The organism is Blautia sp. AM29-29, assembly GCF_003480555.1.
Lineage (GTDB): Bacteria > Bacillota > Clostridia > Lachnospirales > Lachnospiraceae > Fusicatenibacter > Fusicatenibacter saccharivorans.
The window spans coordinates 40,064-61,012 of record NZ_QUJD01000017.1; the positions used below are offsets into that span (position 1 = coordinate 40,064).

A 20,949-nucleotide genomic window follows, 5' to 3' on the forward strand; every position below is an offset into this window, starting at 1 on the left:
AGCAGCAGAAGTGCATATTTACTGTGCCATCCCCGCTCCATTCTGTGTAGTTGCTCCGTTTTCCTGCGGATTCTGCGTCTCATTATCGCCGCCGCTTACCACATCGTCCACCGCGCGGCCGACATCCTCAACGCCCTCACCGACACCACGGGTCACATCTTCAGCGGCGTCGCCGACATCATCTCCAAGGGTATTTCTATCCCCGGTATTTGTACCGTTCGTACCGTTGGCATTCCCATCGGTGCCCTCCGTCACATCATTTACATTGTCGTTTGACGGCATCTCTGTCGTATTGACATCGTTTCTGTTATCCGTCTGTCCCATGTCGCTCTCCGTGTTGGTATTGCCATTTCCGGTGTCGTTCGTGGTGTTGTTTCCACAGGCCGTCATCCCGGCCAGTAATACCGCCAATGCCAGCGTCATACACACTCTTCTGATTTTTCTCATCTTCAAAATCTCCTTTCCCTAACAGTGTCTGGACAGTTGCTAGTATTTGAAAAATGCCGGAAAATATACGGAAAAAAGAGGCTTTTGGAAATCTTGACAAAGGAAGAAAAAAACACTAAAACAAAAAGTACGAAAACGGACTAAAAACGGAAACAGGATATATCGAAATGGAAGTCAATCCGGCAAACCGGCGGGAAAAAATCATCAGTCTGACTGAAACGGGAAAACAGTATGCGAGAGAGCTGGTTCTTCCGCTGTTTCAGTCCGAGGAGGAAGCTGCGGCGCAGTTTACGGAGCAGGAGATGACAGAAGTAATCCGGATGCAGGAAAAATTTGCCGACGCACTGGCAAAGAGTATGGAGGAAAAGGTATCCATAGTTCACAATCTGTCCGCTTCGTGATATGATAACAGCAGAATTCGAAAAGGAGAGAAAGAGAATGAAAGAAGAACTGAAGAAATCCCTTCGCACCTACGGCGCCCTGCTGCTGCTCGGTGTGACCGGCGTTCCGCTCGGCGCGGCAGTCGGTCTGATTGAGGCGCTGTTCTGCCGTCTGCTTTTGAAAGTCACGGCTGTTCGCGTGGCACATCTTTTCTGGTGTCTGCCGTTTCTCGCTATGGCAGGTCTTGTGATCGTGGCAGTCAATCAGAAATTCGGTGGCAGGGGAAAAGGAGGCATGAGTCTGATTTTTGATGTAGCGTATGAGGAGGAGACAGAGCTTCCGCTTCGCATGATTCCGCTGGCAATGCTCTCAACGGCGTTGACGCATCTGTTCGGTGGAAGCGCCGGCCGCGAGGGCGTTGCCGTTCAGATCGGTGCTGTGTTTTCCTATTTTGCCGGCAAAAAATTACCGTTTAAAAACGCGCCCGGTATCTTTCTGGTAACCGGTATGGCCGCCGGCTTTGCGGGCATGTTCGGAACGCCGATTGCAGCTGTGATCTTTGCGGTAGAGGTGCTCGCTGCGGGTGAAATGCGGTACGAGGCACTGCTTCCGGCGTTTACCGCATCTTTCTCTGCGAGCGCTGTAGCTTCCCTGCTTGGAATCCGCAAAGAAAATCTGGCTGTCCACATCAGCGAAAGCCTGACACCGTTCCTGCTGGTGCGTCTGATTACACTTGGTATTATTTTTGGAATCACAGGCGGCCTCTTCGCCTGGTGCTTAAAGCACACGAAAAAATATCTCGGCGAAAAAATCAAAAATCCGCTGGTACGTGTTTTCTCCATCGGTGTTATCCTTAGCATTCTGTTCCTGCTTCTGTACCGCGGACGGTATTGCGGCTTTGGAACGAATCTGGTGGAAGCGGTATTTCATGGGGAAAAGGTATATGCATATGACTGGGCGCTGAAATTTATCCTGACAATTCTGACGCTGTCCGCCGGGTTTCAGGGCGGCGAGGTAACACCGCTGTTTACCATCGGAGCAACCCTGGGAGCAGTCCTTGGCAATCTGTTCGGTATTCCGGTGGAGCTTTCCGCGGCGCTTGGCTATGCGGCGGTTTTCGGTGGCGGAACCAATACCTTACTGGCGGCTATTTTCATCGGCGGCGAGATTTTTGGCTACGATTATCTGCCATATTTCTTTATTGTCTGCACCGCGGCCTACGTATTCAACCGCAACAGCTCGATCTATTCCCGCCAGAAACTGACGAAATACAGCTGCTGATAACAGAAACGTCACAAAGTTATCGCACACCGTTACGTGTTACAGTTCACTGGTGCCCAGCGAACTGTAACATTCGCAACCCTCATTTAAAGTTTTGCTTCGCAAAAGGAGGGTTGCTCACACCTGAAACATGTTCTTACGCAGCGAAACAGCAAGTGTTTCACTGCTGAGTGAACAGTAACGGTTACGTTACGATACGGGTTGACGCGTTTCCGGGAATGAGGTTATACTAAAGGTATCATATACGAAAAAGGAGTAACGAATTATGAAAGGTATCGTACTTGCCGGAGGTTCCGGCACACGTCTTTATCCGTTAACTATGGTAACATCGAAACAGCTTCTCCCGATCTATGACAAGCCGATGATCTATTATCCGCTGTCTGTTCTTATGAATGCAGGCATCCGCGACATCCTGATCATCTCCACCCCGCAGGACACCCCGCGTTTCGAGGCACTGCTCGGTGACGGCCATCAGTTCGGTGTACAGCTTTCCTACAAGGTACAGCCAAGCCCGGACGGACTGGCACAGGCCTTCATCATCGGCGAGGAGTTCATCGGGGATGATTCCGTTGCCATGGTGCTCGGCGACAACATCTTCTTCGGACACGGTCTGAACAAACGCCTGAAAGCAGCAGTAGAAAACGCTGAGACCGGAAAAGGCGCAACCGTATTCGGCTATTATGTAGATGATCCGGAGCGTTTCGGGATCGTAGAATTTGACTCCGAGGGAAAAGCCATCTCCATCGAAGAGAAACCGGAGAAACCGAAATCAAACTATTGTGTTACAGGTCTGTACTTCTATGACAACAAAGTCGTAGAGTATGCAAAGAACCTGAAACCGTCACCGCGCGGAGAACTTGAGATCACCGACCTGAACCGGATCTATCTGGAAGACAGCAGCCTGAACGTTGAGCTTCTCGGACAGGGCTTCACCTGGCTGGATACCGGTACACATGAGAGCCTGGTAGAGGCAACCAACTTCGTAAAAACCATCGAGACCCATCAGCACCGCAAGATCGCGTGCCTCGAGGAGATCGGTTACCTGAGCGGCTGGATCGGCAAAGACCAGCTTCTGACCGACATCGAGCCACTGAAGAAAAACCAGTACGGCCAGTACTTGATGGATGTGATGAACGGAAAATATATCGACAAATAAAAGCGAACAGCGTTGAAGAAAACTGCCCCGGAAGAAAAATCCGGGGCAGTTTTTGAAAAAAGTGCTTGACCATGACATAACGTCATCCTTTATACTCATGGTACAAACAGAAAATCAGACTGAAAAACAAGAGACAGACAAAACATAACGATAACAAAATCAGAAAAAAGGAGAACCATTATGAGAGTATTTGTAACAGGTGTAAAAGGCCAGCTCGGCCATGACGTCATGAATGAACTTGCAAAACGCGGTCATGAAGGAATCGGCGTTGATATTGAAGAAATGGATATCACCGATGCAGAAAGCGTAAGAAAAGTCATTACCGAAGCAAATCCGGATGTCGTAATCCACTGTGCAGCATGGACCGCTGTAGACCTTGCTGAGGATGATGACAAAAAAGAAAAAGTACATCAGGTCAATGCAGTCGGAACCGAGAACATCGCAAAAGTCTGCCATGACCTTGACTGCAAAATGATCTACATCTCCACCGACTACGTATTCGACGGCCAGGGTACCCGCCCGTGGGAGCCGGATGATGAGCGTCATCCGCTGAACGTATACGGCCAGACGAAATACGAGGGAGAGCTCGCGGTAGAGAAATGGGTGAAAAAATTCTACATCGTCCGCATCGCATGGGTATTCGGCGTGAACGGAAAGAACTTCATCAAGACCATGCTGAACCTTGGAAAGACACACGATCATCTGACTGTTGTAGATGATCAGGTAGGAAGCCCGACCTACACCTACGACCTGTCCCGCCTGCTTGTTGACATGGCAGAGAAAGAGAACTACGGCCGCTACCATGCAACAAACGAGGGACTCTGCTCCTGGTATGAGTTCGCCTGCGAGATTTTCAAACAGGCCGCTGAGATCGATCCGGCTTACGGAAAAGTAAGTGTATCACCGGTAAGCTCTGACCAGTACCCGGCAAAAGCAAAACGTCCGTCCAACAGCCGCATGAGCAAAGAGAAACTGACCGAGAACGGATTCGAAAAACTGCCGACCTGGCAGGATGCGCTGCACAGATATCTGCGCGAGATCGAATTCTGATAGCAAACCCCGAAAATAATGCAAAAAAGCAGTTCTGAATTTTTTTATCCTCTTCCGGCAAGAAGACACGTTCTGCGGTGGGAGATGAATTTATAGCAAGACCAGAAAATAACGCAAAAAATTCAGCACTGCAGAACGTGAATTACTGCGTCACGGATTTTCGTCGTACCCCGGTACGCCTTCAAATCCGTTCCTTGTAATTCGCGCCCTGCAGCACTGCCTTTTTTGCGTTATTTTCTGGTCTTGCTATAGTTTCTGAGATTGCTATAAACATTTCCAATATGCGGAGTTCCCGGTAAAACGGGGGCTCCTTTTTCTTATGCCAAACCCATGCATTCAACAGGGAGAATGCCCTTTTTTCTTTCGTGAATATTGACAGAAAATGCCGTTAAAATTCTCACATTGGATCCGGGTATTTCTGTTGACATTTGAACATGAAATTGCCATTATGAGAGCAGAATCTTTACGTATCCGGCAGGGGGCAGGAACGTGAAGATGACAAAAGAAGGCATGGGGGATGAAGCAATGAAAAAGAGTCTGTTTTACCGGGCAAAGAAGATGCCGCCATCTGCGCAGATCATGCTGCTGTTTGCCGTCGAGGGTGTATTTCTGCAATATATCACATCGATTAACAGTTTCGGTCTGAATCTGTATGCAACAAACATGGGTGCAACCGACAGTCAGATCGGCATTATCCAGATGGTGCCGAACATTGTAGCGTGTGCAGCATTGCTGCCGCTTGGAATTCTGGCGGATCGTCTGAAGTCGACAAAGACGATACCGATGCTTACGCTTCTTGTGATGTGTGCCGGCTATGCATTTCTTGGAAGTGTACCGGCACTCGGCGAGAGACGTATGGAGCTGTTTTTTGTATCACTGGCATTTACTGCGGGGGCACTTGCTATTTACAATGCGCAGTGGCAGGCAATGTTCGGTGCTGCGGTTTCACTGCGGCAGCGAAACGATGTCTATGCCTTTCGGAATCAGTTCATGTTTGTGATTGGCATTCTTGCACCGGTGATCTGCGGGATTTTGATGGGAAGATGCCACACGGCCGATGGAAAACTTCTGGTACTCCGAAGCTTCTTTTATCTGTGTGCTGTCTGCGTTCTGCTGCAGGCCGCTGCAATCAAAAAAATTCCGGTGGAACAGCAGGAGGAGGGCAAAGCTCCGGCAGAAGCGGGGAAGGCATCCTCACGTTTTTCTGTTTCTGATCTGCTGGAGGCGATCACAAGCGTGGGGAAAAATAAAGCATTGCGCTGGTTTTTCGTGCCGGTGGTCTTTTTCTATATCACCTGGCAGCTTGACTGGAGCATGTGGTATTTAGGACAGGTCAAATATTGCAAAATGTCGGAGATGACACTTTCCATCTGCAACGGTGTTTTCAATATCGGTCAGCTTGCGGCAGTTGGAATGATCGCGAAGGTTGTCCGGAAAAAATCGCCGGATTTTGCACTGATTTTCGCCGGGATCGGTCTTTGCTTCTGCCCGGTTATTATGATTTTGGTTCCACATTTACCGTTGGCGTACCGCGGGGTTACTTTTATTGTTCTGATGACGGTTCTGAACGCTCCACAGTGTGCTGTTGCACTCTGCACGGTACAGATTCTTTTAAATGCCGCACCGGAAAAGAACCGTTCGCTTTTGATCAGCCTCTTTACGATGATGACGACGCTGACCAACAGTGTTCTGCCGTTGCTTGGTGTCCGTCTGTATACGGCACTTGGGGCAGACCTTACGGCACTGTACCGGTTCAATCTGATAGATCTTGGGGTTCGCATTTTATCCACACTCGGGCTGGTATGGCGTTATCAGAAGGCGAAAAAAGATGGCTTTCTGACAAAGATTTTGGATTGAGACGGGCCGTAAAAGCCGAAAATAACATTTACAACAGGAACGATATCGTGTATGATAGATGTGGCTTTCTTTGCACGTATGGAAAAGAGAAGCGCAAAAAGGAGTTTAAACAATGAAATGGAATAAATTTACATTAAAAACAAGATCGGAAGTGGAAGACATTGTGATCTCCACTCTGGCCGATGTGGGAATCGAAGGCGTGGAAATTCAGGACAAACAGCCTTTGACCGAGAGCGACAAACAGCAGATGTTCGTGGATATCATGCCGGATATTCCGGATGACGACGGCATTGCCTACCTGAATTTTTACCTCGATGTGGATGAGGACAAGGAGAAGGTTCTTGCAGATGTCCGCGCGGCACTTGCAGAAATGCAGGAGTTCCTGGACCTTGGAGAGTGCACCATCACAGAGTCTGAGACAGAGGACAAGGACTGGATCAACAACTGGAAACAGTATTTCAAACAGTTCTATGTGGACGACATTCTGATCATCCCGTCCTGGGAGAAAGTAAAGCCGGAAGACCGGGATAAAATGATCATCCATATCGATCCGGGCACAGCCTTTGGAACGGGTATGCATGAGACAACACAGCTTTGCATCCGTCAGTTAAAGAAATATGTGACAAAGGATACCGAGCTGCTTGATGTCGGAACCGGAAGCGGTATTCTTTCGATTATTGCACTGAAGCTTGGTGCGCGTCATGCGGTCGGAACAGACCTCGATCCGTGTGCGGTTCCTGCAGTTGAGGAAAACAAAGAAGTCAATGGAATTCCGGTAGAAGCGTTTGATATGATGATCGGAAATATCATTGATGACAAAGAAGTACAGGACAAAGTCGGATACGAAAAATACGATATCGTTACCGCAAATATTCTTGCAGATGTTCTTGTTCCGCTGACGCCGGTAATCGTACACCAGATGAAGCCGGGCGCTGTTTATATCACATCCGGCATTCTCGATGTGAAAGAGGAAGTTGTCAAAGAGGCAGTCGTTGCAGCGGGACTTGAAGTAGTTGAAGTTACACATCAGGGCGAATGGGTTTCTGTTACAGCAAGAAAACCGATGTAAATTAAGAAAAGCGAAACACCAGAAGAGAAAGAGAACAGATTCATGTACCGTTTTTTTGTAGAAGAAAGTCAGATTTATGACGGCACTGTCCACATCACGGGCAGTGACGTTAATCACATCAAAAATGTGCTCCGCATGCGGCCGGGCGAAAAAATACTGGTCAGTACCGGAGGCGAAAAGGAATATCATTGTGCCGTTTCGGATTTCCCGGAAGGGGAGGTTCTTGCCGCAGTAGAAGAAGTCACAGCAGCAGACAGAGAACTCCCGTCCGGAATTGTGCTGTTTCAGGGTCTGCCAAAAGGTGACAAAATGGAACTGATCATCCAAAAAGCAGTGGAACTTGGTGCGACGGAAATTGTTCCGGTGGAGATGAAACGCTGCGTTGTGAAGCTGGACCGGAAAAAGGCGGAAAAGAAAGCAGAGCGTTGGCAGACGATCGCGCTTGGTGCGGCAAAGCAGTCCAAACGGATGCAGATTCCGACGGTACACATGCCTGTTACATTTCAGCAGGCGCTTGCAATGATGGCAGAATCAGACGTTCGCCTGATGCCGTATGAGAACGCAGAGGGGATGGAAGGAACGAGAAAAATTCTGGAATCCATTGAACCGGGTGAATCTATTGCGATCCTGATCGGACCGGAGGGCGGCATTGACGAAGCGGAAGTGGAAATGGCCATGAAGGCAAAGGTAGAGCCGATTACGCTCGGAAAGCGCATTCTGCGCACGGAAACGGCCGGAATGACCGTGCTTTCCATTCTGGTGTATCTTTTAGAAGGAAGGGAACGAACAAGATAATGGAAGCATATCTGGACAATTCCGCAACCACCTGTGTTTATCAGGAAACCGCAGATCTCGTCTGTGATCTGATGGTAAATCATTATGGAAATCCGTCTGCGATGCATCAAAAAGGGGTAGAAGCAGAACAATATATCAGAACCGCCCAGGAAACGCTGGCAAAGATTCTGAAAGTCAAAGAAAAAGAAATTTTCTTTACCTCCGGTGGCACAGAGTCCGACAACTGGGCGCTCGTCGGAACAGCAATGGCAAATAAGAGAACGGGAAACCACATCATCACAAGCGCGATCGAGCACCCGGCCGTGTCGGCACCGCTGGCATTTCTGGAGGAGCAGGGATTCCGTATTACGCGCCTGCCGGTAAATAAAGAAGGCCTTGTGGATGTGAACGAACTCGAAGAAGCGATCACGCCGGAGACGATTCTCGTTTCGATTATGTATGTCAACAATGAGATCGGTTCTGTTGAGCCAATCGGGGAGATCGGACGCAGAATCAAGGCGAAAAATCCGAAAACGTATTTTCATGTCGATGCGATCCAGGCGTTCGGCAAATACCGGATTTATCCGAAACGGATGGGCATCGACATGCTCTCCGTGAGCGGCCACAAGATCCACGGACCGAAGGGAAGCGGCTTTTTATATATTGATGAGAAAGTAAAAATCCGTCCGCTGATCTTAGGCGGCGGCCAGCAGAACGGCATGCGTTCCGGAACCGACAATGTGCCGGGCATCGCAGGCCTTGCGAAATCCGCTGAGATCGTTTACAGGCATTTTGACGAGCAGACTGCGCAGATGCGTGCCTGCAAACACCGTCTGATCGAAGGCTTGCGGGAGCTGGACGATGTGGTCATCCATGGCATGCCGGAAGAAGAGGGTGCGCCGCAGATTGTCAATGCATCGTTCTTAAATGTGCGTAGTGAAGTGCTGCTGCACACGCTGGAGGACCGCCAGATCTACGTTTCCGCCGGAAGCGCCTGCTCATCACACAAGAGAGCCGGAAGCCCGACGCTGACTGCCATCGGCGCATCGAAAGCCGAGATGGAGTCTGCCGTGCGGTTCAGCTTCAGCGAATTTACGACACTGGAACAGATTGATTACACCCTGGATACGCTGCGCGAGGTACTGCCGATGCTGCGCAGATTTACCAGGAAATAATAGAAAGAGGAAAATTATGATTACAATACAGCCGGAAATTGAAATCCTGAGCACCGAATCCTACGAGGATATGCTGCGCCGGATCGAGAAAATCGGAAGAGTCTGCTACAAGAGCGAGGAGCGCATTGGAGAAGGCACTGCAGAGAAATTCATCGCAGGCATCATCAAACGCGGCCATGAATCCGTCATTGAGCACGGCTCCATCACCGTAAAAGTAACGTGCGACCGCGGCGTGACCCATGAGATCGTCCGCCACCGTATCGCAAGCTACAGCCAGGAGAGCACCCGCTACTGCAACTATTCGAAAGATAAATTTGGAAACCAGATCACCTGTATCGATCTGGCAACCGGATTTTCCTATGATCTGGACGACGAGAACGACCGTAAAAAATACGAGGTATGGCAGAAAGCAATGGAAGCTGCAGAGCAGTATTACTTCCAGATGCTCGAACTCGGAGCAAAGCCGGAGGAGGCAAGAAGCATTCTTCCGAACTCTCTGAAAACCGAGATCGTCATGACCATGAACTTAAGAGAGTGGCGCCACTTTATCCGGCTTCGAAGCGCCAACGCCGCACATCCGCAGATGCGTCAGGTATCTGACCTGATCCTGAAGAAATTTTCTGAGGAATATCCTCTGTTCTTCCGTGATCTGGCTGAGAAAAAAGGAGAATAAAAAACGATGATGTACAAAGCATTTCTGGTAAAATATGCCGAGATCGGCATTAAAGGAAAGAACCGTCATCTGTTCGAGAAAGCGCTCTGCGTACAGATGGAGCACGCGCTTGCCCCGGTAGACGGAAATTTCCAGGTCACCCGTGAGATGGGACGAATCTATGTCAACACCGAAGGAGACTTTGATTACGAGGGCGCTGTCGATGCGCTGACAAGAGTTTTCGGTATCGCCGAGATCTGCCCGGTTGTCATTTTAGAGGACACCGGCTTTGAAGATCTGGCAGAGGCAGTGGTTTCCTACGTGAAAGAGCTGTACCCGACCGAGGAGAAAACCTTTAAGGTATGCGCACGCCGTGCGAACAAAAACTATCCGATGCACACAATGGAAGTCAACTGCGAGCTGGGCGGCCGCATCCTCGATGTCTGCCCGAACCTCAAAGTAGACGTTCACGAGCCGGATATCTATCTGAACGTCGAGCTGCGTCAGAAGATTTATCTGTACTGCGAGAGCATCGCAGGCCCTGGCGGTATGCCGGTCGGCACAAACGGACAGGCCATGCTGCTGCTTTCCGGCGGTATCGACAGCCCGGTTGCCGGATACATGATCGCAAAACGCGGTGTTAAGATTGATGCCGTTTACTTCCACGCTCCGCCGTACACCAGCGAGAGAGCCAAACAGAAGGTTGTGGATCTTGCAAAACTCGTTGCACGCTACAGCGGCCCGATCCGTCTGCATGTGGTCAACTTCACCGAGATCCAGCTTGCAATCTACGAAAAATGCCCGCACGACGAGCTGACCATCATCATGCGCCGTTATATGATGAAGATCGCAGAAGCGTTTGCACGTCAGGACAAATGCCTTGGCCTGATCACCGGAGAGAGTATCGGACAGGTGGCAAGCCAGACGATGCATTCCCTCGCCGTTACCAACGAAGTCTGCACCATGCCGGTCTTCCGTCCGCTGATCGGTTTCGACAAACAGGAGATCGTCGATATTTCCGAAAAAATCGGTACGTACGAGACATCTGTTCTGCCGTATGAGGACTGCTGCACGATCTTCGTTGCAAAGCATCCGGTGACAAAACCGAACCTGAATGTCATCAAATGCTCCGAGCGCCATCTGGATGACGTGATCGATGAGATGATGGAACGCGCAGTTTCTACCGCAGAGACGATCGAGGTCTGCTAAGGAAAACTTGCTTTAAAGAACAAAAAGGCCGGATCTTGTTTTGGGGGTTCTGAAAAACAAGATCCGGTCCTGATGATAAACAAAGACAAAAAAAGAGCCGCGGCGAGTGCGCGGCCCTTATGTTCTATCGTAATTATACAATGTACGGAGCAAGAACATCAAGTACGGTCTGAAGAGCATCTCCATCAGCATGGACGTTCAGGTCGATCGGTTTGGAAAGGTCGAGGCTGAAGATTCCCATGATGGATTTTGCGTCGATTACGTATCTTCCGGATACCAGATCGAAATCAAAATCGAATTTGGAAATGTCGTTGACGAAAGATTTTACTTTGTCGATAGAATTAAGAGAAATCTGTACTGTTTTCATGTTTGTAATCCTCCCTGTTATTTGGTTAACATTATTTATTACCCTCATTTAACAGCTTTATCTTACCGTCTGGAGGGGAAAAAGTCAATGCGAAAACATACAAAGATAAAGTGGAATCTTCGTGATTTTTAATAATAAAGATGAAGAAGAAAGGAGTATGGCATGAAAAAAACGGTAGCTTTGCATAATCTTGGGTGTAAAGTGAACGCATATGAGCTGGAAGCCATCCAGCAGCTCCTCGAAAACAGAGGGTACGAGATCGTGCCTTTTGCACCGGGAGCGGATGTTTACATTATCAATACGTGTACCGTGACGAACATTGCGGACCGGAAATCGCGGCAGATGCTGCACAAAGCGAAAAAGATGAATCCCGATGCGGTTGTCGTGGCCTGCGGCTGTTATGTGCAGGCGGCTGGGGAAAAACTCGAAGAGGATACGGCGATTGATCTGATCATCGGAAATAATAAGAAGAAAGATCTTGTGGATATTCTGGAAAACTTTCTGGCAGAACGTGAGGATGGTGGAAAACCATCCGACGCGGAGTGTAAGAGCTTCCTCGTGGATATGACACACAACCGTGAGTACGAGACACTCTCGATCAGCAAAACGGCGGAGCACACCCGCGCATTCCTGAAAGTACAGGATGGATGCAATCAGTTCTGTACTTATTGTATTATCCCGTACGCGCGCGGCAGAGTCAGAAGCCGCCGCCAGAGTGATGTGGTAGAAGAAGTAAAACGTCTGGTGGAGGCCGGATACCAGGAAGTCGTGCTGACCGGTATCCACCTTTCCTCCTACGGACTCGATTTCCCAGAGGGCGAAAAAGAGACGCTGCTCGACCTGATCCGCGCTGTTGATGCAGTGGACGGCATCAGAAGAATCCGTCTCGGATCCCTGGAGCCGGGCATCATCACCGAAGAGTTTGCAGAGGCGATCGCCGCAATGCCGAAGGTGTGCCCGCATTTCCATCTTTCGCTGCAGAGCGGAAGCAATGGAACACTGAAGCGGATGAACCGGAAATATACCGCAGAAGAATACAAACACAAATGCGATCTGCTGCGTAAGGTATATGGAAATCCGGCGCTGACGACCGATGTGATTGTCGGTTTCCCGCAGGAGAGTGAGGAGGAGTTTGAAGAGTCGCGCGCCTTTGTCGAGGACATTCATTTCTTCGAGACTCACATCTTCAAGTATTCGAGAAGAGAAGGCACCCGCGCCGCAGCGATGGCAGGCCAGATTCCGGAGCAGGAGAAGACGAAGCGCAGCCACGTTCTGCTGGAACTGGACGAGAGACGGAGACAGGAATATATGGAAGGCTTCCTCGGAAAAGAGCTGGAAGTGCTCATGGAAGAAGAAGTCGAGATCGACGGCGTCCATTACTGGACGGGACACACGAGAGAATATCTGCGCGTTGCTGTTCTTTCAGAAGAAAATCTCATGAATCAGATGGTGCTTGTCACCCCGGCGAGAATCCATGGAAAAGACTGTCTGATGTAGGAAATGATACCAATCCGGAAGATCTGATAGAAAAAAGAGCCGGAACGAAAAAGTTCGTTGCACTTTTTGAGGGTTCGTGGTAGAATACCCCGTGAGCCTGCAAAAAGGCGGGCAGACGAAGAAGAAAAACAGCGGCTGGCAGAACGAACGAAGAAGTGAGGGATGTCGGCTGCTTTCGCGTCTAAAAAGTATAATCTGTAATTCGTAGTAATTCGTAATGAAATGTTCGGCCGCAGATGCGGCAAAGGGTAAAAATCGTGATCAAAGAAGAGATTGTCAGAGAACTTTATGCAATTGCAGGGGAAGATGCGGTACAGACCGCAGAACCGATGAAAAATCATACGACCTTCCGTGTGGGCGGTCCGGCAGATTATTTCGTCGCTCCTCATACAGAAGAAGAAATCAGAAAAATCGTGGCTCTCTGCGAAGAAAAAGAGATCCCGTGGTTCGTCACCGGAAACGGCAGCAATCTCGTTGTAAGTGACGAGGGCTACCACGGTGTGATTCTTTCGGTTTACAAAAACTTTCAGGGAATCGAAGTGGAAGGAAACAGAATCCGGGCGAAAGCCGGAAGCATGCTTGTATCCATCAGCCAGGCGGCAAGAGAAGCCGGTCTTTCCGGTATGGAGTTTGCCTCCGGAATCCCTGGAACTTTAGGCGGCGGCGTCCGTATGAACGCGGGAGCCTACGGCGGAGAGATGAAGGATATTGTACAGAATGTCACTGTACTCACAAGAGAAGGTGAGATCCGGGAACTGGAAAAAGAAGAGCTCGGCTTCGGCTACCGTGCCAGCGTCATCAAAGACAGAGGCTACGTCGTACTTGGAGCAGAACTTATGCTTGTTCCGGGAGATAAAGAAGAAATTCTTGCCCGCATGCAGGAATTGAAAAACAAGCGGGTAGGGAAACAGCCGCTCGAGTATCCGAGCGCCGGCAGCGCATTCAAACGGCCGGAAGGCTATTTCGCAGGCAAGCTTGTGATGGATGCCGGACTTTCCGGCTACGCAGTCGGCGGTGCAAAAGTATCGGAAAAACACTGCGGCTTCCTGATCAATGCAGGCGGTGCAACCGCATCGGATGTGATGGAACTGATCCGTCAGATCCAGGCAAAAGTAAAAGAACAGTTTGGCGTACAGCTTGAGCCGGAAATCCAGTTCCTCGGGGAATTCTGATTTTCGTTATCCACCAAAGGAGAAAAAACATGCGTTTTGTAATTGTGACCGGCATGTCCGGTGCGGGAAAAAGTACTGCGTTGAAAATGCTGGAGGACGCGGAATATTTCTGCGTCGATAACCTTCCGATCCCGCTGGTTGAAAAATTTGCACAGCTTACCGCCGACGGTACTTCCGGAGAAATCCAGAAAGTGGCAGTTGGAATCGATATCCGAAGCGGCCAGGCGCTTCCGGACCTGCAGAATGTTCTGGAGTGGATGAGCATCAACGGAATCTGCTATGAGATCCTGTTTCTGGACGCGTCCGATGACGTGCTGGTCAAACGATACAAAGAGACGAGAAGAACGCACCCGCTGGCAGGTCTTGGACGGGTGGATGAGGGAATTAGAAAAGAGCGCAAAGCACTTGAGTTCCTGAAAAAAGATGCGGACTACATTCTCGATACGAGCCAGCTTCTCACAAGAGAGCTGAAAGCGGAGCTCGATAAGATTTTCGTGCAGGATCAGAAATTCAAAAATCTGATGATTACTGTGCTCTCATTTGGATTCAAATACGGAATCCCGGCGGATTCGGACCTTGTTTTCGATGTGCGGTTCCTGCCGAATCCCTACTACGTAGAAGGCATGCGCCCGCTCTCCGGCAACGATGCTCCGGTGCGGGATTATGTGATGGGATTTGAGACAGCGCAGGTGTTTGCGGAAAAATTAGAGGATATGATCCGTTTTCTGATTCCGAATTATATTTCCGAGGGCAAGCATCAGCTCATTATCAGCATCGGCTGCACCGGCGGAAAACACCGTTCCGTAACCCTTGCCAACGAGCTGTACCGGCGTCTTTCCAACGCGAAGGACTATGGAATCCGGATTGAGCACCGGGATCTGGAAAAAGACGCCATCCGAAAAGGAATTTAGAGGTGGAAGGATGTCATTCTCAAGCGAGGTAAAAGAGGAATTATCGAGACATCTTCCGACGGCACGCCACTGCCAGATTGCGGAAACAGCGGCGATCCTGTCACTCTGCGGACAGATTTCCGAGAAGGACGGGACGATACGGATTCAGACAGAGAATGCGTATGTGGCAAGAAAGTACTTTACTTTATTGAAAAAAACATTTAATATAGAGGCAGAGCTTGCAGTTAAGCTGAATCAGAAGGAAAATACGTATCTGATCCGCGTAAATGACAGGGAAGAAACCCGTCAGATTCTGCAGGCAGTGAAGTTACACGAGACAGACCGGCAGTTAGCAATGCCGATTCCGGCTGTTGTGGTACAGCGTCAGTGCTGCAAACGGGCATTTCTGCGGGGCGCATTTTTAGCGTCCGGTTCCATCAGCGATCCCAACCGGTTTTACCATCTCGAAATTGTCTGCCCCGATGCACCGAGAGCAGAACAGGTGCAGGAACTTCTGAAAAGCTTTGGAATTGATGCACGGATCGTTCTCCGGAAAAATCACCATGTGGTTTATATGAAAGAAGGCGCACAGATTGTGGAGATGCTTGGCATCATGGAAGCCAACATCGCACTTATGAATCTGGAAAACGTGCGGATCTTAAAAGAAATGCGCGGCAGTGTCAACCGAAAGGTGAACTGTGAAACTGCCAACATCAACAAAACGGTCAGCGCGGCGATCCGCCAGATCGAAGATATCCGGTATATCGAAGAAACCACAGGCTTTTCTTCTCTGCCGGAACCGCTGGAGCAGATGGCAAGGCTCCGTTTACAATACCCGGAAGCATCGCTTCTGGAACTGGGCAAGATGTTAACGCCGGTTGTTGGTAAATCCGGAGTTAATCATAGATTAAGGAAACTAAAAGAGATTGCAGAAGATTTGCGAAGGAAACAAGGAGGAGAAGTATTATGATTAAGAAACCAATCACAATTCGTCTTTCAAGCGGCCTGGAGGCGAGACCAGTTGCCATGCTGGTACAGGTAGCGAGCCAGTACGAAAGTGAAATCTATGTCGAGAGCGGCAGAAAAAAAGTAAATGCGAAGAGCATTATGGGTATGATGACACTTGGTCTGGACAATGGCGAGGAAGTTACCGTGACCGCAAACGGAAAAGACGAGAGCGAAGCCATGGACGGCGTTGAAAAATATTTAAGCAGTCCTTTTGCTGAATAATCTTACTGCACTTATAGCATAAACATAGAGCAAAACGGCATGTCAGAAAATTTTGACATGCCGTTTTGCTATGCTTTTTTATGTGAAATCAGACGAAAATCAGACCACGTTCTTCGCGCGGAACCAGTAGGTATAGAGATAGGAAAAACCGAGCGATTCATACAGTGTGATCGCAGGCGTGTTTCCCTCAACAACCTGAAGATACGCTTTCGTTGCACCGAGCCGGATTCCCTCGGAGAGGATTGTGCGGCAGATCGAGGAAGCGTAGTGGCGGTGGCGGTACGCAGGATGCACATGGATGGCATAGACACCGACGTAATCGCGGTCGCGGATGCCAAGGCCGGTGGCAATGATCGTTCCGGTTTCATCCTGGATGGAGGTACAGATGGTTTCTTTTGGAATGGCGCGGTACATCGAAGGAACGACCATGCGGTGCATCACGTTCGTCGTGCTCTTTAAAGCAAAGAGGCTGTCAATCCATTTCGGCGGGATAAAGCTGCTGACGGTCACGGCAACGGCAGGATTCTTTTTGGCAAAGTTCGCCAGATCCATTGTCATGACGTGCGTCGTGTGCTGGACTACATAGCCGCGGTCGGCGAGCATTGCATCAAAGCCGGGATTGACAAGCGGACTGATCTTGAAAATTGCCGGTGTACCCCAGCGACGGTAGATCTCCTCACAGTACTGCACTTTTTCCTCCACCGGAATCGTGGACGGCCCGATCTGCTCGACGCTGTTGGTCCGGTGTGTATAAAAATAAGAAAAACGAAGAATCCATCCGTCGTACAGCTCGATCTGGTGAGACGGCCATGCGTTCAGGGAAAGATCTTCGATGGTTTTGATCAGTGTATTCATATGAAAGTATTCCCCCTTTGGTTATGTATATAGTATAGAAGAAACAGGACAGATCTTCAAGAAAAAATCGAAAAATTCGACACGCGGAACCGGGCGGCCGGGACACGATGCGTAACGTTTTCTTGCATAATCGAAGAAAAGGGGTTATAATAGGGGGCAAAGACTGAGAATACAAGGAGAATTGAATATGTCAAAATTACTGAAGGTAATTGTGAATACGCTGCTTCTGCTTGCAATCCTGTCAGCAGGCGCACTGGTGATTCCGCCGTTTGCCGGCATCACGACACTTGTCTCAGACGGGATGGGAAATACCAACATTTCCCGCGGCGCTGTCACGTACGCAAAGAAGACAGATACGTCATCGGTTGCGACGGGAGACAAAATCCTGGTTGATGACAATTCCGGAAAGTATATCTATACGATACAGTCCCTCGACACCGCTGCCGGAACCGCATCCGTAAAAAATGTGATCAGTGGAGACACAACGGAAATTACCGTGAGAGCAACCGTGAGCAAAGTGATCGTCACGATTCCGGTGATCGGCTTTCTGTCGATGGCGGCGCAGAGCAGAGAGGGAATCATGATCATCGGACTTGCCATTCTGTTTCTGGTCATTTTGTTCATCCTTTCCGAGGTGTGGAAACGTGATGAAGAAGAGGATGAGGAAGAAGAGGAAGAAGACGAAGACGAGGACGATGAGAAAGCGTCCGAAGAGCTTCGCAGCAGAAAGAAAGCTGCCCTGGAAGAAAAAAAGAAACGGGAAGAACAGGAAATGACCGAACAGTTGAGAGCAGCCGACCAGAAAACGGCAGAAGAAGAGAAACAGGACGAATTTGAAATTCCGGATCTGGAAGAAGAAGGAACGGAGCAGGTGTCCTTTCATACCGTCGATCTGCAGAACCTTGTAAGAGGAGAAGAAACCGAAGAAATTCCGGAAGCCGTGGAAGAAACGGAAATTGTCGAAGAAGCTGCCGCAGAAGAAACAGCGGAAGAAGTGACAGAAGAAACCGAAGAAACCGAAGAAACGGAATCTGCAGAGCCGGAAACTGTGGAAGAAATCGAAGAGTTTGAAGAAACCATCGAAGAGCCGGAAGAAGAGCCGGAACCGGAACCGTCCGAGCCGATCGAACTTGCCATGCCGGTTTACACGGCGGAAGAACTCCTCCAGAAGGCCCACGCAGCCGGAGATGACCCGAAAGTCATTGAAGATCCTGCAACCGGCATCACAATCTTAGATTATTCCGACATTCTGTAACTATTCAGAGCCATGCGAACGAAAAGAAAAGAACGCGAATCATGCTTGCATGAATGAACGTTCTTTTCTTTTTATTCATATGGCAAGAAGCCACATCGAGATACATCGCAGCGGAATCGAGATGGGGCTCTGAATAGTTGGAAAACGTCAAAAAAGAGAGAAATATAGGAAAAGTGCACAACACGGCACCCCTGTATTTCTCTTTTTGCATAAAAACGGATAAATCGAAAAAAATAAAAAAAAACCTTGATTTTTCGCGTGCTTTCTTGTATACTAACAACTGTTGTGACATTGATAGCGTTGAAGCGCGAGGTTGCCGCTGAGAAACAGCGGGTTTTCCGTGGAGCGAATGTCAAGTTAAAGAAACTGGCGACAAGTCACTGTACCCACAATTAAGTCCACCTGTAAGAGTGGAAACGACCGTGTGCAAACATCAGGACACACACGGGTAAGTGTACAGTCACCGCTTGTCGTACTCGTAAAAGTGCGAAAAGGAGGCGACTTTTTTTATGGCAAGTCAAGTAATGAGAATTACACTGAAAGCGTATGATCATCAGTTAGTAGATGCATCTGCACAGAAAATTATCGAAACTGTAAAGAAGAACGGAGCAACGGTGAGCGGACCAGTACCGCTTCCAACGAAGAAAGAGGTAGTAACAATCCTTCGTGCAGTTCACAAGTACAAAGATTCCCGTGAGCAGTTCGAGCAGAGAACCCACAAGAGACTGATTGATATCATCGCACCTACCCAGAAAACAGTGGATGCATTAGCAAGACTGGAAATGCCGGCTGGTGTTTACATCGATATCAAGATGAAAAACAAATAAGATCAGCTGTAAAAAGTCCGGGATCAGCCCCCGGCCATCAATTAAGTAAGCAATAGATGATATAGAAGCAACACTCATTCGAAGGAATCAACATCCCTAAGGGTCATAGTGTTCCACTTATATCAACTGTTCGCTAGAATGAACTTCTTTATAATAGGAAGTTCCGCTGTAGATAAAACAGGAGGTAAAAGGAATGAAGAAAGCAATTTTAGCTACAAAAGTCGGAATGACTCAGATCTTCGACGAAAACGGTGTTTTAGTACCGGTAACTGTATTGCAGGCAGGTCCGTGTGTTGTAACACAGGTGAAAACCGCAGACAACGACGGGTACAGTGCAATTCAGGTAGGCTTCGGCGAGAAGAAAGAAAACCGTGTGAACAAACCAATGAAAGGCCAGTTCGCAAAAGCAGGTGTTTCCTGCAAGAGATATCTGAAAGAGTTCAGATTTGAAGATGCTGAAACCTATACATTAGGACAGGAAATCAAGGCCGATATCTTTGGCGCAGGCGATAAAATCGACGCTACTGCAACAAGCAAAGGTAAAGGATTCCAGGGTGCCATCAAGAGACATGGTCAGTCCAGAGGACCTATGGCTCATGGTTCCAAATATCATCGTCACGCAGGTTCCAATGGTGCTTGCTCCGATCCGAGTAAGGTATTCAAAGGAAAAAGAATGCCAGGACAGATGGGTGGAAAGAAAATCACCGTACAGAACCTGGAAATCGTAAAAGTTGACGTAGAGAACAATTTACTGTTAGTCAAAGGTGCTGTACCAGGACCGAAGAAATCCATGGTTACCATCAAAGAGACAGTAAAATGCGGTAAATAAGTTCGTTGAAAGGAGGAACACACGTAATGGCTAACGTATCTGTATTAAATATGGAAGGCAAAGAAGTTGGCAGCATGGAGCTTAATGATGCAGTGTTCGGTGTAGAAATCAACGAGCATCTGGTACATCAGGCTGTAGTGCTTCAGCTTGCAAATAATCGTCAGGGAACTCAGAAAGCTAAAACCCGTTCCGAAGTAAGCGGTGGCGGAAGAAAACCGTGGAGACAGAAAGGAACAGGTCACGCAAGACAGGGTTCAACAAGAGCTCCTCAGTGGACAGGCGGCGGAGTTGTATTCGCTCCAGTACCAAGAGATTACTCTTTCAAAATGAACAAGAAAGAGAAAAGAGCTGCATTAAAATCCGTTCTGACAAGCAAAGTTCAGGAGAACAAATTCATCGTTCTTGATGAGCTGAAACTTGCAGAGGTTAAAACAAAAGAGATGAAGAAAGTGCTTGATAACCTCAAAGTAAACAACGCACTGGTAATCATCGGAGATGACAGCGAAAACGTAGCACTTTCCGCAAGAAATATTGCCGGCGTTCAGACTGCATCTGTTAATACCATCAATGTATTCGACATGCTGAAATACAACACCATCATCGCAACCAAGAGCAGTGTTGCATCTATCGAGGAGGTGTACGCATAATGGCAGATATCAGATATTACGACGTAATCCTGAAACCAATCGTAACTGAGAAGAGCATGAACGCTATGGGCGAGAAGAAATACACATTTATGGTTCACCCGGAAGCAAACAAATCTCAGATTAAAGAAGCAGTTGAGAAAATGTTCGAAGGAACAAAAGTAAAAAGCGTAAACACCATGAACATGGACGGAAAGAACAAACGTCGTGGAATGGTAGTTGGAAAAACTGCAAAGAGCAAGAAAGCAATCGTTGCTCTGACCGAGGACAGCAAAGACATCGAAATCTTCGAAGGACTTTAATTAGCAGCTGTTCGAAATATGCACACATAA

General features: G+C 48.7%; 23 protein-coding genes. 20 read left to right on the plus strand and 3 right to left on the minus strand.

Features of this window, described 5'->3' with window-relative positions; genetic code table 11:
* Positions 1-18: 18 nt before the first annotated feature.
* Positions 19-447: a hypothetical protein gene (locus DW769_RS12435; protein WP_117510459.1), complete on the minus strand. Its 429-nt coding sequence runs from the start codon at positions 445-447 to the stop codon at positions 19-21.
* A gap of 167 nt (positions 448-614) precedes the next feature.
* Here DW769_RS12435 and DW769_RS12440 point away from each other — a divergent pair, with 167 nt between their 5' ends.
* From DW769_RS12440 to thiI, 10 genes are all read left to right on the plus strand, one after another.
* On the plus strand, positions 615-848 hold the full coding sequence (locus tag DW769_RS12440; protein ID WP_055220781.1) for a hypothetical protein: 234 nt from the start codon (positions 615-617) through the stop codon (positions 846-848).
* 37 nt (positions 849-885) lie between these two features.
* On the plus strand, positions 886-2,109 hold the full coding sequence (locus DW769_RS12445; protein WP_055227751.1) for a chloride channel protein: 1,224 nt from the start codon (positions 886-888) through the stop codon (positions 2,107-2,109).
* Positions 2,110-2,374: 265 nt separating this feature from the next.
* Positions 2,375-3,265 carry a glucose-1-phosphate thymidylyltransferase RfbA gene (gene rfbA / locus DW769_RS12450; RefSeq protein WP_118750442.1) on the plus strand — a complete coding sequence of 297 codons (891 nt, stop codon included), beginning with the start codon at positions 2,375-2,377 and terminating at the stop codon, positions 3,263-3,265.
* Between the two features lie 180 nt (positions 3,266-3,445).
* Complete coding sequence (rfbD, locus tag DW769_RS12455) at positions 3,446-4,315, plus strand: dTDP-4-dehydrorhamnose reductase (RefSeq protein ID WP_022461851.1); 870 nt, start codon at positions 3,446-3,448, stop codon at positions 4,313-4,315.
* A gap of 495 nt (positions 4,316-4,810) precedes the next feature.
* Complete coding sequence (locus DW769_RS12460; RefSeq protein ID WP_118750443.1) at positions 4,811-6,172, plus strand: MFS transporter; 1,362 nt, start codon at positions 4,811-4,813, stop codon at positions 6,170-6,172.
* A 112-nt stretch (positions 6,173-6,284) separates the two neighbouring features.
* Entirely contained in the window at positions 6,285-7,241 is a 957-nt protein-coding gene (gene prmA, locus DW769_RS12465) for a 50S ribosomal protein L11 methyltransferase (RefSeq protein ID WP_118750444.1), read from the plus strand.
* Positions 7,242-7,283: 42 nt separating this feature from the next.
* Entirely contained in the window at positions 7,284-8,036 is a 753-nt protein-coding gene (locus DW769_RS12470) for a 16S rRNA (uracil(1498)-N(3))-methyltransferase (RefSeq protein WP_118750445.1), read from the plus strand.
* Positions 8,036-9,190, plus strand: a complete 1,155-nt coding sequence (locus DW769_RS12475; RefSeq protein ID WP_118660036.1) for a cysteine desulfurase family protein — start codon at positions 8,036-8,038, stop codon at positions 9,188-9,190. The genes DW769_RS12470 and DW769_RS12475 overlap by 1 nt, the downstream gene beginning before the upstream one ends.
* A gap of 16 nt (positions 9,191-9,206) precedes the next feature.
* Positions 9,207-9,863, plus strand: a complete 657-nt coding sequence (gene thyX, locus DW769_RS12480) for an FAD-dependent thymidylate synthase (protein ID WP_022461846.1) — start codon at positions 9,207-9,209, stop codon at positions 9,861-9,863.
* A 9-nt stretch (positions 9,864-9,872) separates the two neighbouring features.
* Positions 9,873-11,051: a tRNA uracil 4-sulfurtransferase ThiI gene (gene thiI, locus DW769_RS12485; protein WP_082424694.1), complete on the plus strand. Its 1,179-nt coding sequence runs from the start codon at positions 9,873-9,875 to the stop codon at positions 11,049-11,051.
* 133 nt (positions 11,052-11,184) lie between these two features.
* Here thiI and DW769_RS12490 read toward each other — a convergent pair whose 3' ends face one another.
* Complete coding sequence (locus DW769_RS12490) at positions 11,185-11,418, minus strand: HPr family phosphocarrier protein (RefSeq protein WP_022461844.1); 234 nt, start codon at positions 11,416-11,418, stop codon at positions 11,185-11,187.
* A gap of 162 nt (positions 11,419-11,580) precedes the next feature.
* On the opposite strand from DW769_RS12490, the gene mtaB reads away from it, so the two are divergent.
* The 5 genes from mtaB (at position 11,581) to DW769_RS12515 (ending at position 16,207) form a co-directional block, all read left to right on the plus strand.
* Positions 11,581-12,915: a tRNA (N(6)-L-threonylcarbamoyladenosine(37)-C(2))-methylthiotransferase MtaB gene (gene mtaB, locus DW769_RS12495; RefSeq protein ID WP_117801360.1), complete on the plus strand. Its 1,335-nt coding sequence runs from the start codon at positions 11,581-11,583 to the stop codon at positions 12,913-12,915.
* 260 nt (positions 12,916-13,175) lie between these two features.
* The gene (gene murB / locus DW769_RS12500; protein WP_416388259.1) at positions 13,176-14,087 is read left to right on the plus strand and encodes a UDP-N-acetylmuramate dehydrogenase; all 912 of its coding nucleotides are present in this window, start codon (positions 13,176-13,178) and stop codon (positions 14,085-14,087) included.
* Between the two features lie 29 nt (positions 14,088-14,116).
* Positions 14,117-14,998, plus strand: coding sequence for an RNase adapter RapZ (rapZ, locus tag DW769_RS12505; RefSeq protein WP_022461841.1), 882 nt, complete (start codon positions 14,117-14,119; stop codon positions 14,996-14,998).
* Positions 14,999-15,008: 10 nt separating this feature from the next.
* Positions 15,009-15,947, plus strand: a complete 939-nt coding sequence (gene whiA / locus DW769_RS12510) for a DNA-binding protein WhiA (protein ID WP_055220767.1) — start codon at positions 15,009-15,011, stop codon at positions 15,945-15,947.
* Positions 15,944-16,207: an HPr family phosphocarrier protein gene (locus DW769_RS12515; protein WP_022461839.1), complete on the plus strand. Its 264-nt coding sequence runs from the start codon at positions 15,944-15,946 to the stop codon at positions 16,205-16,207. The genes whiA and DW769_RS12515 overlap by 4 nt, the downstream gene beginning before the upstream one ends.
* Before the next feature lie 99 nt (positions 16,208-16,306).
* On the opposite strand, the gene DW769_RS12520 is transcribed toward DW769_RS12515, so the two are convergent.
* Positions 16,307-17,062: a GNAT family N-acetyltransferase gene (locus tag DW769_RS12520; RefSeq protein ID WP_118595667.1), complete on the minus strand. Its 756-nt coding sequence runs from the start codon at positions 17,060-17,062 to the stop codon at positions 16,307-16,309.
* Between the two features lie 187 nt (positions 17,063-17,249).
* On the opposite strand from DW769_RS12520, the gene DW769_RS12525 reads away from it, so the two are divergent.
* The 5 genes from DW769_RS12525 to rplW all read left to right on the plus strand — a co-directional run bounded on the left by DW769_RS12525 (position 17,250) and on the right by rplW (position 20,919).
* Complete coding sequence (locus tag DW769_RS12525; protein WP_118750447.1) at positions 17,250-18,317, plus strand: hypothetical protein; 1,068 nt, start codon at positions 17,250-17,252, stop codon at positions 18,315-18,317.
* Between the two features lie 509 nt (positions 18,318-18,826).
* Entirely contained in the window at positions 18,827-19,144 is a 318-nt protein-coding gene (gene rpsJ / locus DW769_RS12530; RefSeq protein ID WP_022461667.1) for a 30S ribosomal protein S10, read from the plus strand.
* A 193-nt stretch (positions 19,145-19,337) separates the two neighbouring features.
* A complete protein-coding gene (gene rplC / locus DW769_RS12535) occupies positions 19,338-19,973 on the plus strand; it encodes a 50S ribosomal protein L3 (protein ID WP_022461666.1) in 636 nt (211 codons plus the stop codon).
* A gap of 26 nt (positions 19,974-19,999) precedes the next feature.
* On the plus strand, positions 20,000-20,620 hold the full coding sequence (gene rplD / locus DW769_RS12540) for a 50S ribosomal protein L4 (RefSeq protein ID WP_022461665.1): 621 nt from the start codon (positions 20,000-20,002) through the stop codon (positions 20,618-20,620).
* The gene (rplW, locus tag DW769_RS12545) at positions 20,620-20,919 is read left to right on the plus strand and encodes a 50S ribosomal protein L23 (protein ID WP_022461664.1); all 300 of its coding nucleotides are present in this window, start codon (positions 20,620-20,622) and stop codon (positions 20,917-20,919) included. Before rplD ends, rplW begins: the two co-directional genes overlap by 1 nt.
* Positions 20,920-20,949 lie beyond the last annotated feature (30 nt).